Origin of the sequence: Bacillus sp. jun7 (genome assembly GCF_051034795.1) — a bacterium.
Taxonomy (GTDB): domain Bacteria; phylum Bacillota; class Bacilli; order Bacillales; family Bacillaceae; genus Bacillus; species Bacillus velezensis.
On record NZ_CP093219.1, the window covers coordinates 3454217 to 3467475 of the forward strand.

Genomic DNA, 13259 nt, shown 5'->3' on the forward strand with positions numbered 1-13259 from the left:
AGCGGACGTTTGCCGGCTGTCTCTTCATCTATGAAGCAGGTGAAAACAAACGATGAGTCAATGGTTTTTTATTATTAATCCGGTCTCAGGAGGCGGGCGGGGCCGGCGTGTCTGGAAATCAGTTCAAAAAGAGCTGACCAGGCGCGGGGTCAGCCACCGCTCTTTTTTGACCGGGCATCCCGGACATGCGGAGGTGCTGGCGAGGCAGATTTCAATGATGCAGGATCATAAGCTTAAGCGGCTGTTCGTCATCGGCGGTGACGGGACGATGCATGAAGTCATTAACGGACTGAAAGGAACGGATCAGATTGAGCTGACCTTTGTGCCCGCCGGTTCGTACAATGACTTTTCCAAAGGGCTCGGTATTAAGAAGTCGGCGCTCCTCCAAGAAATCAAAAGTCTGCACCGCCCGCTCACACGGAAATTTTTTGCGGGAAACATCAACTTTTTTCATGACAAAGCGCAATCACTTTATTTTATTAACCACCTGTCTGTCGGCTTCGATGCCTCAGTTTTGAAGGCAGCCGCGAATTTTCCGTTTTCGCGCGTTCTTCGGTTTTTGCGTCTCGGCTTTGTGATTTACCCGCTCGCGCATTTACATACGGCCTCGGGGTTTCAGCCGTTCAGATTTGTTTGCACGGCAGACGGCCAGAAGCGTGAATTCCGCAATGTCTGGTTTGTCATTGCGGCTAATCACCCTTATTACGGAGGCGGCATGAAAGCGGCGCCTTCAGCAAATCCCCGTCAAAACCATTTTGATATTGTCATTGCAGAAAACCTGTCCTTTTTTTCGCTGTATCGTTTTTTATGGGCGATGAGCTTCGGCCGGCATATCAAAATGGACGGAGTGACGATGATAAAGGGGAAGGAATTCGTTTTTGAAACAGATGGGAAAATTCCGTTTCACGCTGACGGCGAGCTGATCGGAACGACACCGTTTCGGCTTATGCCGGGCGGCGCGCCGTTGAAAATAAAAACATAATAAACAAATGAAACCCGTCAAATGTTTCACGGAAAAGAGCGGTTCGCGGCATAAATCTTCAGAATTCACAGGTGTTCTTGCTAGTTTTGCTTGACGAAGTTTGTGCTGTAGCGCTAAAATTTATAGGACGGCTATTGATTAGCATATGAGACTCTCAATAGCTGTCTTTTTTATTCTCATGAAATTGTTTATGACAGGCCGCTCCGCCAATAGAGAAAGGCTGGAGGCCTATTCTAAAATATTTTAAGAAATGATGGGTTGAACATTGATATGAACTGGTTGGGACAATTACTAGGTAGCGATTGGGAGATCTTCCCCGCCGGAGGAGCTACAGGAGATGCATATTATGCGAAACATAACGGCCAACAGCTTTTTTTAAAACGTAATAGCTCGCCCTTTTTAGCCGTGTTATCCGCCGAAGGCATTGTTCCGAAGCTGGTTTGGACAAAACGGATGGAAAACGGAGACGTCATTACGGCTCAGCATTGGATGGCGGGCAGGGAGCTGAAGGCAAAGGATATGAGCGGACGCCCGGTGGCTGAGCTGCTCCGCAAAATCCACACATCAAAAGCTTTGCTCGACATGCTGAAAAGATTGGGAAAAGAACCGCTTGATCCGGGCGCCCTTTTGTCGCAGCTGAAGCAGGCCGTCTTTGCCGTGCGGCAATTTTCGCCGCTTATTCAGGAAGGCCTTGCTTATTTGGAAGCTCATGTGGATCAGGTGCAATTCGGTGAAAAAGTCGTTTGCCATTGTGATGTGAATCATAATAACTGGCTTCTGTCAGAAGACAACCAGCTGTATTTAATAGATTGGGACGGCGCCATGATAGCCGATCCGGCCATGGATCTCGGCCCTTTATTGTATCATTACGTCGAAGAGCCAGCGTGGGACAGCTGGCTTGGGATGTACGGCATGAAGCTCACGGAAGGGCTTCGGCTGCGGATGGCGTGGTACATGTTATCGGAGACCATCACCTTCATCGCCTGGCACAAATCAAAAGGAAACGACAAAGCGTATCATGATGCCATGGAAGAGCTTCATGCCCTGATGAAGCGGATTGTCAAGTAGTCAGGAGTACGAATCCATCTGCTCCACCCATTGGGACAAATGGTTTTGGTGCTCCTGAATATGCGTGTCGATGGAATCGGCCGTGATGCCGGACTGGCTGTAGCGGTAGACATCCTCGAGCACGTTTTTTATATTTGAATCAAGCCCGGTGTTGGCCATCAGTGATTTGATGACGCGCTCCAGCTGTTCATACTCGGCAACCGTGCCGCAGCAATCCAATTGATGGTCGGCCAATATGTCCTTTAATAACCGGACCTGATGTTCGCTTGTTAAGCCCATGATTCATATACACATCCTTTCTGTGTCATACATTGTGCAAAGCGGTGCGGTTTTATGCATCACATGAGTGTTCCGGACCGGGGGAGCCTCTTTTTTTATGCAGCCGGCGCCTTTAAAAGGCGCTTGCGGCTCTTTATGTTTCATGGTATGTTGTTACTCGAAATTATAGATAGAGGTGTCAATCATATGAGAATGCGCCATAAACCTTGGGCGAATGATTTTCTGGCAGAAAACGCTGACATCGCCATCAGTGATCCGGCCCAGTATAAAGGGCGGTGGAACACGGTCTTTGGCAATGACAACCCGATCCATATTGAAGTCGGTACGGGAAAAGGGCAGTTCATTTCTGGAATGGCCAAGCAGAATCCGGATATCAACTATATCGGGATCGAACTGTTTAAAAGCGTCATCGTCACTGCCGTCCAAAAAGTTAAGGACAGCGGGGCTCACAATGTCCGTTTGTTAAATATAGACGCGGAAACACTGAATGACGTATTTGAACGGGGAGAAATCAAGCGCGTATATTTAAACTTTTCTGACCCGTGGCCGAAAAACCGTCACGAAAAGCGCCGTTTAACATTTAAAACGTTCTTGAAAAAATACGAAGAAGTGATGGGCGAAACAGGTGAGATTCATTTCAAAACCGATAACCGCGGTTTATTCGAATACTCTCTGAAAAGCTTTTCCGAATACGGCCTGCTTCTGACGGAAGTCAGTCTTGATCTGCACAACAGCGATCCGAAGGGCAATATTATGACAGAATACGAAGAAAAATTCTCCGCGCTCGGCCAGCCGATTTACCGGGCCGAAGTTGAATGGAGAACAAAAGACAGACTCTGATGCGAGTCTGTTTTTTTATGCCGCCATTTGCTACCATTACATCAGGAGGGATCAAGATGGAGACATTGAATATTGGGAATATTTCATTAACATGGCTGGACGGCGGTGTAACGCATATGGACGGCGGAGCGATGTTCGGCGTTGTCCCGAAGCCTTTATGGTCGAGAAAATACCCCGTAAATGACAAAAACCAGATTGAATTAAGAACAGACCCGATTCTGATCAGAAAAAACGGCCTGAATCTATTGGTTGACGCGGGTATCGGCAGAGGGAAATTTTCTGATAAACAAAAAAGGAATTACGGTGTAACACAGGAATCAAATTTAAAACACTCTCTTCGTGAACTCGGGCTTTCCTGTGAGGACATTCATATTGCGGCGATGACCCATCTTCATTTTGACCATGCATGCGGCTTGACGGAATACAGCGGAGAGGAGCTTGTCTCTGTTTTCCCGAATGCCCGCATTATCACTTCTGCAACAGAGTGGCGCGAAATGAGAAACCCTAATATCAGATCGAAAAATACATATTGGAGAGAAAATTGGGAGGCGGTACAAGATCAGGTCGAAACCTTTGAGAACGAGTATCAGCTGACAGAAGGCATTACGATGCACCACACCGGCGGCCACAGCGACGGCCACAGCGTCATCGTCTTACAAGACGGCGGGGAGACGGCTGTGCATTTTGCCGACCTGATGCCGACGAATGCGCATAAAAATCCGCTATGGGTGCTGGCATATGATGATTATCCGATGACCTCTATTCCGCAAAAGCAGAAATGGCAGACGTTCGCGGCAGAAAAAGACGCCTGGCTGATTTTCTATCACGACGCGATTTACAGAGCGGTAAAATGGGGAGAAGACGGCGAAGTGGCTGCATCTGTCAGACGGGAGAAAAAATAGGCGGATCAATGATTTACCTGTATGAATTTCGGGAATAAAAGCAAACCTAAGACAAATTGCTTTGAAAGGAAGAGACAGGTGAATCAATTTCAAGTGACGAAAGATGGAGAAATCAAAACAACTCTGCGCGGATTAGAAGTGCTTTCTACGCCGTTTTTAAATAAAGGGGTGGCCTTTACACAGGAGGAAAGAAAGGAACTCGGGCTCGAAGGATTTCTGCCGCCGAAAGTATTGACAATCGAAGAGCAGGCGAGGCGGGCCTACGAACAATTCAGTTCGCAGCCTGATGAGCTGAGCAAAAATGTCTACTTGACCGCTCTCCATGATCGGAATGAAACATTATTTTACAGGCTGTTAAATGATCATTTAGGCGAAATGCTGCCGATCGTATATACGCCGACCGTCGGCACCGCGATCCAGCGTTACAGCCACGAGTACAGAAAACCCCGCGGTCTGTATTTGTCAATAGATGACCCTGAAGGAATGCGCGCCGCATTTCAGCAGTTCGGAAAAAATGAAAACATTGACTTAATCGTTGCCACAGATGCGGAGGGTATTCTGGGAATCGGTGACTGGGGCGTCGGCGGCATCGCCATTTCTGTCGGAAAACTCGCGGTGTATACGGCGGCGGCCGGAATTGATCCGTCACGAGTGCTTGCGGTCGTATTAGATGCCGGGACAAATCAAGAAAGCCTCTTAAATGACCCGCTGTACGTCGGAAACCAGCATTCAAGAGTGCGCGGCGAGAAATATGACCGCTTTATTGATGAGTATGTCTCGCTTGCCCGGGAAACATTCCCGAATGCGCTGCTTCATTGGGAGGATTTCGGTACGGCTAACGCCCGCGGCATATTAAAACGGTATAAAGATAAAGTCTGTACGTTTAACGATGACATTCAAGGAACGGGCGCGGTGTCGCTTGCAGCTGTTTTAGCGTGTGCGAAAGCGTCAAAAGTGCCTTTAAAAGAGCATAAAGTCGTCGTCTTCGGCGCGGGAACGGCCGGTATCGGAATTGCTGAGCAGCTGCGCGAAGCTATGGTGCATGACGGATTAAGCGAAGAAGAATCATACAGCCGCTTTTGGTGTATCGACAGAAACGGATTGTTAACGGATGATATGAAGGATTTGCGTGATTTTCAGGTTCCGTACGCCCGCCCTGCTGATGAAGTGAAAGAGTACGGCCGCAGCGGTGAAGGCGGATCAATTGATCTGGCGGAGACGGTGCGTCAGGCCAAGCCGACGATCCTGATCGGCACATCCACCGTCTCAGGCGCATTTACGGAAGAAATCGTCAAAGAAATGGCCTCACATGTCAAACGGCCGGCTATTTTGCCGATGTCAAATCCGACGACATTATCAGAAGCAAAACCTGAAGATTTAATTAAATGGACGGAAGGCCGCGCGCTTGTCACAACGGGAAGTCCGTTCCCGCCTGTTGCGTATAACGGCGTTACCTACCATATCGGACAGGCGAACAACGCGCTCGTATTCCCGGGACTCGGACTCGGCACGATTGTGACAAAAGCAAGGCTCATTACGGACAATATGTTCGTTGCCTGCGCGAATGCCATCGCCGGTATGGTGGACGTCGGCAAGCCGGGAGCGCCGATGCTTCCGAAAGTGGAGGATCTCAGGACGGTATCGGCAACAGTGGCGGTAGCCGTAGCTAAAGCTGCGATTCAGGACGGTGTAGCGGAAACGGAACCCGAGGATCTGATCCAAGCGGTGCAGGACGCGATGTGGAACCCCGTATATAAACGAATTCGGCCGATGTAACCGAATAAAGCCCAAAACGCTGATGGTTTTGGGCTTTATTTTTTGCTTGTCCGAATTATGAGGCGACAGAATCAATGACATCGACAATCTGGCCTGTTTTTGCATTAACCATAACTTCATATTGCTCCAGTTCGCCGAATGCCGAACGTGTCACGCCGGTTTTGTATACCTGGATGGTTTCTCCGTTTACCTGGTAGGGCTCGGGCTCTGTGTAAATCCATGATCCGTCTATCGGCCCGCGCTGTTTAAAAGCCGCTTTCACGATACGGAGCGCTTTTTCTGAAGAGATATAAGGTTTCATCGCATACTTTTTCACTGCGATGGCAGCGCATAATCCGACTCCTGCACCTAAGAGAAAATGACGTAATTTCAATATGAAGCACCTCCAATTATGTCGTAGTTTTTATTATACAGAAGATGCCAGACGGTGTTAAGTAAAGCGGCGGTTTTACAGCCCATTCAATCTGAGCGCTTGGAAAACAGTTGTTTTTCTAATAAAATAAAAGCATTACATAGAAATGAGGGGAAAATATGAATGAGGAAACGAAAACGCTTTTCCGGACGCTGACGCAGCTTCCCGGTGCACCGGGAAATGAACATCAGGTCCGCTCCTTTATGAAACGGGAGCTTGCGAAATATGCGGATGACATCGTGCAGGACAGACTCGGAAGTGTTTTCGGAGTAAGGCGCGGCGCTGAAGATGCGCCGACCGTTATGGTAGCCGGGCATATGGACGAAGTCGGGTTTATGGTGACACAGATTACGGATAACGGCATGCTGAGATTTCAGACGCTCGGCGGCTGGTGGAGCCAGGTGCTGCTTGCCCAGCGCGTCGAGGTGCAGACGGATAACGGACCGATTATCGGCGTCATCTCAAGCATCCCGCCCCACATTTTAACGGATGCCCAGCGCGCAAAGCCGATGGAGATCAAAAATATGATGATTGATATCGGTGCCGATGACAGAGAGGACGCGGTCAAAATGGGGATCAGACCGGGACAGCAGGTCGTGCCGGTCTGCCCGTTCACCCCGATGGCCAACGAGAAGAAAATATTGTCCAAAGCGTGGGATAACCGCTACGGCTGCGGGTTAAGCATTGAACTATTAAAAGAGCTGCACGGAAAAGACCTGCCGAACAATCTTTACGCCGGGGCCACCGTTCAGGAGGAAGTCGGCTTGAGAGGGGCGCAGACAGCGGCCAACATGATTCAGCCTGATCTCTTCTTCGCGCTTGATGCCAGCCCGGCAAATGATATGAGCGGGGATAAGGAGCTGTTCGGCCGTCTCGGCGAGGGGGTGCTGCTCCGCATTCTCGATAGAACGACGGTCATGCACCGCGGGATGAGAGAGTTCGTCCTTGATATGGCGGAAACGCACAATATCCCTTATCAATATTTCGCTTCAGGCGGAGGAACGGATGCCGGACGCGTCCACATATCAAACAGCGGGGTTCCGTCTGCCGTCATCGGCATTTGTTCAAGATACATTCATACAAATGCCGCTATCATCCATGTCGATGATTATGCCGCGGCGAAAGAAATGCTCATTAAGCTGGTCATGGCGAGTGACAAACAGACGGTCGAAACGATCAGAGAAAATGTGTAAAAAAATAAGCAGTCAATAAGTCCCTTTGAATACTTATTGACTGCTGTTTTTACATTCTGTTTTAAGCCGCGTGATCGAGACAGTTCATTAAAGCGTATTGAAAATAGAATTAGGTAACACATATTATTTTTCAATATTATTATCAAAATGGTTCCAATCCAAATAAACAACCACGAATCTTTATTGCAATGATAAACGTTTTTAAATCAAAAACATGCTGCAAGCATTGAGATGAGCAGCGATTTCACAAAAGTCGAGTCATTTGCATTTTTTATTTGTTCTGCAAGGAGGTATGATTATGACAAAAAAGACAAACATAAAATTTCCTCTTGAACTGATTCATACTGAAGTGGTGAGTTTAGGTAAGCAGGACCGCATAAAGGCGGCCTGCTTATTCTGTTTCAAATAAATAAGAAAGTGCTTTCATCGCTTGATTTACGGTTTCGACCGTGATATTCGCTTTTCCGGAAAGCTCTTTCAGCGGATGATGAAGTTCTTTCGGACGGATGAGAATGAGCGGCTTTCCTTTTGCGACGGCATAAGAAGCATCCATCGCGGTATTCCACTGTTTATATTTCTCGCCAAACAGGGCGATCACAAAATCGGCTTTTTCCATCAGCACCTCTGTACGGAAATTGTTGATATCAGAAGCTCTGGCGTCTTTTAAAACAGAATCGGGCTGCACGCCCATAATCTCTTCTCCGATATTGTCTGAGCGTTCATGGTTTTCCATCGGGCCGACAAACGTAATCGGCAGGTTCAGCGCTTTTGCTTTTTGTTTGATTTCATCCCGCCAATCACTGTGGATTTCACCGGCTAAATACACGACAAACTGCATCTTTTGCCCCTCCTTATGTACATATTCAGATTTTCGTACGGCTACAAGCAAAATGGTAAACGAAACTTGCTTGATAATGCAAATGAAATATGATAATGATATTGCATATAGTTGGTCTTGCCGTAAACAGTCTGGTATGATCCAATTGGACAAACATCAGCATATAAAAAACTCATAATCCAGATGGAGGAATGACAATGAAAAAGATTGAAAGCACGGAAGAATTGCAAAAAGCGGTACAAGACGATTGGGCGGTATTTATGTTTTCAGCGGATTGGTGCCCGGACTGCCGCTTTGTGGAGCCGTTTCTCCCTGAGCTGGAAGCGGACTTTCCTGAATTCACTTATTACTACGTAGACCGCGATCAATTTATTGATACATGCGCGGAATGGGAAATTTACGGCATTCCGAGCTTTGTTGTGTTTAACGGAGGAAAAGAAGTGAACCGCTTCGTCAGCAAAGACCGTAAAACGAAAGAAGAAATTGAGCAATTTTTAACCGATTCCCTTGCTAAAGCATAAAGGAGGCCACGGGCTTTGAAAATGACGTCAAGGAAGCTGGCGGATTTATTAAAACAGCGCCTGCAGCACGAGAACCGATCCTTCTTTTTTGACAGAGAAAAAGACACCCTCCGTGTTGAGGATCAAACGACCAAAAAAGGCATCACATTGGAGCTCCCGCCGATCATTGCGAAATGGGAGACGAAAAAAGAAGAAGCGATCGACGAAATCGTCTACTATGTGTCAGAAGCGATGGAGGCGATGGAAGGCAGCGGCCAGGAGATGTCCGGAAAGGAAGCCGGAATCTATCCGGTCATCCGCTCCACGTCATTTCCCGATCAAACGAGCGACGGCATTCCGCTCGTGTATGATGACCATACGGCCGAAACGAGAATCTACTACGCGCTTGATCTCGGTAAGACGTACCGCTTAATTGACAGCCGTATGCTCGAGAAAGAAAACTGGACAAAAGAACGCATCAGGGAGACGGCGTCATTCAATCTCCGCTCTCTTCCTTCGGTCGTGAAACAGGATACGGTTGCGGACAATTATTTTTATTTTTTCAGGGCGAATGACGGCTATGACGCCAGCCGGATTCTCAATGATTCAATTCTTCATGAATACAAGCAGGCCGCCGAAGGCGAATTGGCGATTTCCGTCCCGCATCAGGATGTATTAATACTTGCTGACATTCGAAATGAATCGGGTTATGATATTTTAGGGCAAATGTCCATGAGCTTCTTTGCAAGCGGCACGGTGCCGATTACGGCCCTTTCATTTCTGTATAATGAAGGCAGACTGGAACCTGTGTTTATCATGGCGAAAAGCCGGCCGAAAAAGGATTAGAAAGGATTTTTCTTATGAACGCTTTTTACAATAAAGAAGGTGTGGGAGATACGCTTCTGATCTCTCTTAAAGATGCAGCACGCGAAGAAATCGGCTATGAAAGAGAAGGCGATGTCGTCAGAATCTTTAACAAAGAAACAAAAGAAACGACGGGCTTTAACATTTTTAACGTGTCTTCTTACTTACAGATTGAAGACAACGGCCCCGTCGCTTTGTCTGAGACTTTCGTACAGGATGTGAATGAAATACTGAACAGAAACGGCGTTTCAGAAACGCTGACGGTTGACCTTTCTCCGAAATTTGTTGTCGGTCACGTTGAATCGAAAGAAAAACATCCGAATGCGGATAAACTGAATATCTGCCAAGTGAATGTCGGAGAGGAAACCCTTCAAATCGTTTGCGGCGCGCCGAACGTGGACAAAGGGCAAAAAGTCGTCGTCGCTAAAGTCGGTGCGGTAATGCCGAGCGGACTTGTGATTAAAGACGCTGAATTAAGAGGCGTTCCGTCAAGCGGCATGATCTGCTCCGCGAAAGAACTCGCTTTGCCGGATGCGCCGGCGGAAAAAGGGATTCTTGTTCTTGAAGACAGCCGCGAGGCCGGCGAAGCATTTCAATTCTAACTCCCATAAATAAGCGCACAGAATCGAATGATGTGAGAGAAAGCCGTTAAGCAGGCCTGCTTAACGGCTTTCTTCAGTTGGGAGCTTAATCTTTTCTGAACCGCCCGGCAATGGTATACTAAATATCGTCCCAGACTACTAAAAAGGGAGTTAGAGAGTGATTAAACATGAGTTGGCTGAATAAATTTTTTGACTTATTTTTAGGTGAAAAAGAAGAAGAGCATGAACGTGAACCGAACACGCATGCCCAAATCCCGAAACAGCACATACCGGATCAGCCAGAAGGCAAATTAACGCGCATGGAAGATCCTAAAATATATTACGAATATCCGAAAGGGAATTTCCGCTTCCCTGTCGTTCCGGACGGCTATAAGCGAACGGAGCAAAACCAAAGACAGCGGGAAAGGCACGAACGCCGCCAGCCGTCCCGGGGTTATGCCGCCGGGAAGGAGCAAACCGAGCGGAAACAGCATACACATAAAGAGCCTGATGCCGTGAAAAAGCCCTTTAAACCGTCATCCATTCCTTCACCGGTTTACGGCTTTCAATCTCAGCACAGCATAAAAAAAGCGCCTATTTCCGAAAAGCGGCGTGAAGAGAACGTAACATTGCTGTCAGAGGAGCAATTTGTTCCGCCAAAATCCGGTCAGGAAACGGAAAAAGAGCCCGTCTTCACAACATCCGGCATAACAAAACAGACGAATGACCGGCCAGAACCGTTTGCGAAACAAGAAACGGAAGAAATCCAGGCCGTTAAAAAAGAGGAGCTTCACACCGAGGCTGAGAATGCAAAAGAGCAAGTGTTTGCAGCACCAGAACCGCAGCAGGCTGAAGAGCGGGAGCACACCGAAAGCGCGGAGTCTGCCGGCTTTACAGAAGAACAAGAGCATGAACAAACCCGCCCGCAGCCTATAATAGAGCCTGAGTATGAAGCATCCCGAACGGCTGAAAACACAGAGGAACAAGCGGCGCTGCAGGGGGAACATCAGGAGCCTGAGCCGGAAAAAGCACCGCCTTTTGAAACCGCAGAAGAACCGGTGTATACATACACAGAACCCGGATACGATGAGGAAGTTCAGCCGCAGTCTGAAGACAAGCCCGAATCAGCTGAACCCGACGCGAAACAGGAAGCAGACTGTCAGCCTGAGTACAATGAAGCAGACCGGCATTCAGACCTCGCGCCTGAACCAGCAAGCATTGAGACGGCTGATGCCCCGTCCCGGCCTGCCGAAGAAAAAACGGAGCATCCCGGACAGCCTCAGACTGTGAGAAAAGCGGAGCGGCCGAAAGAGCGCAATGTTCCGTTTAACGTCATGATGCTCAAAAGCGATAAACACAAGCAGGCGAAGACGCCAGAGGGCGGAGCGAGCTATGTCTTTCCGAATCTGTCGCTTCTGGACGTACCGCCGGCGCAAAGACATGACGACCAATCGTGGATTGAAGAACAGCGCGAGCTTTTAAACGTTACGCTGAAAAACTTTAATGTGCGCGCCCAAGTCGTTCATGTCACACAAGGCCCGTCCGTCACACGTTTTGAAGTGCATCCTGAGCCCGGAGTGAAAGTAAACAAAATTACAAACTTAGCAGATGATATTAAACTGAGCCTGTCTGCCAAGGATATTCGGATTGAGGCGCCGATCCCCGGTAAAAACACGATCGGCATTGAAGTTCCGAACCGCGTAAGCAAAGTCGTCGATTTAAGGCAGATGATCAGAAGCGCCGCTTTCAGGACGAATCCGTCTCCGCTTACAGCCGCGCTCGGTGTCGATATTTCCGGAAACCCGGTCGTCATTGATTTGAAAAAGATGCCGCACGGGTTGATAGCGGGTGCGACAGGATCGGGAAAAAGCGTCTGCATCAATACCATTTTGGTCAGTCTGCTTTATAAGGCGGATCCGAGTGATGTCAAAATGCTTCTGATTGATCCGAAAATGGTCGAGCTTGCGCCTTATAACCAAATACCGCATTTGGTCAGCCCCGTCATCACGGACGCCAAAGCCGCGACCGCCGCGTTAAAATGGGTTGTGGAAGAGATGGAACGGCGGTATGAACTGTTTGCCCATTCGGGTGTGAGAGATATCGGACGCTTTAATGAATTAACGGCCGATCATAAGACAGGCGAAAAGCTCCCTTACCTCGTAGTGGTCATTGATGAGCTTGCCGATTTAATGATGGTCGCGCCGAACGATGTGGAAGAAAGCATTGCCAGAATCGCGCAGAAAGCGAGAGCCTGCGGCATTCATCTGCTTGTCGCGACACAGCGTCCGTCTGTCGATGTCATTACCGGAATGATCAAGGCGAACATACCGACGAGGATTGCATTCTCCGTCTCAAGCCAGGTAGATTCCAGAACGATCATCGACATGGCGGGAGCGGAAAAGCTGCTCGGAAAAGGCGACATGCTGTACTGGGAAAACGGTACCGGAAAACCGGTGCGCCTGCAGGGCAACTTTGTATCCGACAGAGAGATTGACCGCGTCGTCTCTCATGTCAGAAAGCAGCTGCCGCCTTCTTATTTGTTTGAACAGGAAGAACTGATCAGGCAGGGAACCGCCCTTAAGGAAGAAGATGAACTGTTTCCTGAGGCGTGCCAATTCGTCGTGGAGCAAAACAGCGCCAGCACCTCAAGCCTTCAAAGAAGGTTCAGAATCGGTTATAACCGCGCCGCGAGGCTGATTGACATGATGGAAGCCGAAGGCATGATCTCAGAAGCGAAGGGCAGCAAACCCCGTGAAGTACTGATTACGGCCGCTGACATTTCTCAAGAATAAGAATATCGTTCATTTTTCTCACAAACATGGTATGATAGTGGATGGACCATCAAAACTGCATCACTGTCACGCGCTGAAATATCATGCGGCAGGTTTAATCAAAAAGAAAGTTACAGATACTGACGATAACGTAAAAATAAATGGAAGCGCCGCTGTGCGGGCTTTTCGCCCGCTGCGGTCGCAAAATGAAATGAGCGTCATATACTGGGGAACAGATAGACGTTTGTTGGAG

13 protein-coding genes are annotated in these 13259 nt (G+C 48.4%); 10 read left to right on the forward strand and 3 right to left on the reverse strand.

What is annotated here, in order from left to right; genetic code table 11:
* Positions 1–52 precede the first annotated feature (52 nt).
* The gene (locus MJQ52_RS17140; RefSeq protein WP_015387838.1) at positions 53–982 is read left to right on the forward strand and encodes a YegS/Rv2252/BmrU family lipid kinase; all 930 of its coding nucleotides are present in this window, start codon (positions 53–55) and stop codon (positions 980–982) included.
* Between the two features lie 270 nt (positions 983–1252).
* On the forward strand, positions 1253–2050 hold the full coding sequence (locus MJQ52_RS17145; RefSeq protein WP_003152355.1) for a phosphotransferase family protein: 798 nt from the start codon (positions 1253–1255) through the stop codon (positions 2048–2050).
* On the opposite strand, the gene MJQ52_RS17150 is transcribed toward MJQ52_RS17145, so the two are convergent.
* On the reverse strand, positions 2051–2329 hold the full coding sequence (locus MJQ52_RS17150; RefSeq protein ID WP_003152357.1) for a YtzH-like family protein: 279 nt from the start codon (positions 2327–2329) through the stop codon (positions 2051–2053).
* Between the two features lie 186 nt (positions 2330–2515).
* Between MJQ52_RS17150 and trmB the strand changes: the two genes are divergently transcribed.
* From trmB to MJQ52_RS17165, 3 genes are all read left to right on the forward strand, one after another.
* Entirely contained in the window at positions 2516–3169 is a 654-nt protein-coding gene (gene trmB, locus MJQ52_RS17155) for a tRNA (guanosine(46)-N7)-methyltransferase TrmB (protein ID WP_003152359.1), read from the forward strand.
* Between the two features lie 56 nt (positions 3170–3225).
* Complete coding sequence (locus MJQ52_RS17160) at positions 3226–4071, forward strand: YtnP family quorum-quenching lactonase (RefSeq protein WP_094247645.1); 846 nt, start codon at positions 3226–3228, stop codon at positions 4069–4071.
* 78 nt (positions 4072–4149) lie between these two features.
* Positions 4150–5847, forward strand: coding sequence for an NAD-dependent malic enzyme (locus MJQ52_RS17165; RefSeq protein WP_024085698.1), 1698 nt, complete (start codon positions 4150–4152; stop codon positions 5845–5847).
* A 55-nt stretch (positions 5848–5902) separates the two neighbouring features.
* Here MJQ52_RS17165 and MJQ52_RS17170 read toward each other — a convergent pair whose 3' ends face one another.
* Positions 5903–6220: a PepSY domain-containing protein gene (locus tag MJQ52_RS17170; protein WP_003152366.1), complete on the reverse strand. Its 318-nt coding sequence runs from the start codon at positions 6218–6220 to the stop codon at positions 5903–5905.
* A gap of 158 nt (positions 6221–6378) precedes the next feature.
* On the opposite strand from MJQ52_RS17170, the gene MJQ52_RS17175 reads away from it, so the two are divergent.
* Positions 6379–7452 carry a M42 family metallopeptidase gene (locus MJQ52_RS17175; protein WP_003152370.1) on the forward strand — a complete coding sequence of 358 codons (1074 nt, stop codon included), beginning with the start codon at positions 6379–6381 and terminating at the stop codon, positions 7450–7452.
* 391 nt (positions 7453–7843) lie between these two features.
* On the opposite strand, the gene MJQ52_RS17180 is transcribed toward MJQ52_RS17175, so the two are convergent.
* A complete protein-coding gene (locus MJQ52_RS17180; protein WP_071391484.1) occupies positions 7844–8290 on the reverse strand; it encodes a YtoQ family protein in 447 nt (148 codons plus the stop codon).
* A gap of 197 nt (positions 8291–8487) precedes the next feature.
* Between MJQ52_RS17180 and MJQ52_RS17185 the strand changes: the two genes are divergently transcribed.
* The 4 genes from MJQ52_RS17185 (at position 8488) to MJQ52_RS17200 (ending at position 13027) form a co-directional block, all read left to right on the forward strand.
* Positions 8488–8811, forward strand: coding sequence for a thioredoxin family protein (locus tag MJQ52_RS17185; RefSeq protein WP_003152373.1), 324 nt, complete (start codon positions 8488–8490; stop codon positions 8809–8811).
* Positions 8812–8826: 15 nt separating this feature from the next.
* Positions 8827–9636 (forward strand): DUF1444 domain-containing protein, encoded by an 810-nt coding sequence (locus MJQ52_RS17190; protein ID WP_012118213.1) that lies wholly within the window; start codon positions 8827–8829, stop codon positions 9634–9636.
* A gap of 14 nt (positions 9637–9650) precedes the next feature.
* The gene (ytpR, locus tag MJQ52_RS17195; RefSeq protein ID WP_003152375.1) at positions 9651–10256 is read left to right on the forward strand and encodes a YtpR family tRNA-binding protein; all 606 of its coding nucleotides are present in this window, start codon (positions 9651–9653) and stop codon (positions 10254–10256) included.
* Between the two features lie 167 nt (positions 10257–10423).
* Complete coding sequence (locus MJQ52_RS17200; protein ID WP_094247646.1) at positions 10424–13027, forward strand: DNA translocase FtsK; 2604 nt, start codon at positions 10424–10426, stop codon at positions 13025–13027.
* Positions 13028–13259 lie beyond the last annotated feature (232 nt).

Coding starts and splice junctions, on each gene's coding strand:
- MJQ52_RS17145 (WP_003152355.1), top strand. CDS start 1,253: ATGAACTGGTTGGGACAATTACTAGGTAGCGATTGGGAGATCTTCCCC.
- MJQ52_RS17150 (WP_003152357.1), bottom strand. CDS start 2,329: ATGGGCTTAACAAGCGAACATCAGGTCCGGTTATTAAAGGACATATTG.
- MJQ52_RS17200 (WP_094247646.1), top strand. CDS start 10,424: ATGAGTTGGCTGAATAAATTTTTTGACTTATTTTTAGGTGAAAAAGAA.
- MJQ52_RS17185 (WP_003152373.1), top strand. CDS start 8,488: ATGAAAAAGATTGAAAGCACGGAAGAATTGCAAAAAGCGGTACAAGAC.
- trmB (WP_003152359.1), top strand. CDS start 2,516: ATGAGAATGCGCCATAAACCTTGGGCGAATGATTTTCTGGCAGAAAAC.
- MJQ52_RS17160 (WP_094247645.1), top strand. CDS start 3,226: ATGGAGACATTGAATATTGGGAATATTTCATTAACATGGCTGGACGGC.
- MJQ52_RS17140 (WP_015387838.1), top strand. CDS start 53: ATGAGTCAATGGTTTTTTATTATTAATCCGGTCTCAGGAGGCGGGCGG.
- ytpR (WP_003152375.1), top strand. CDS start 9,651: ATGAACGCTTTTTACAATAAAGAAGGTGTGGGAGATACGCTTCTGATC.
- MJQ52_RS17180 (WP_071391484.1), bottom strand. CDS start 8,290: ATGCAGTTTGTCGTGTATTTAGCCGGTGAAATCCACAGTGATTGGCGG.
- MJQ52_RS17175 (WP_003152370.1), top strand. CDS start 6,379: ATGAATGAGGAAACGAAAACGCTTTTCCGGACGCTGACGCAGCTTCCC.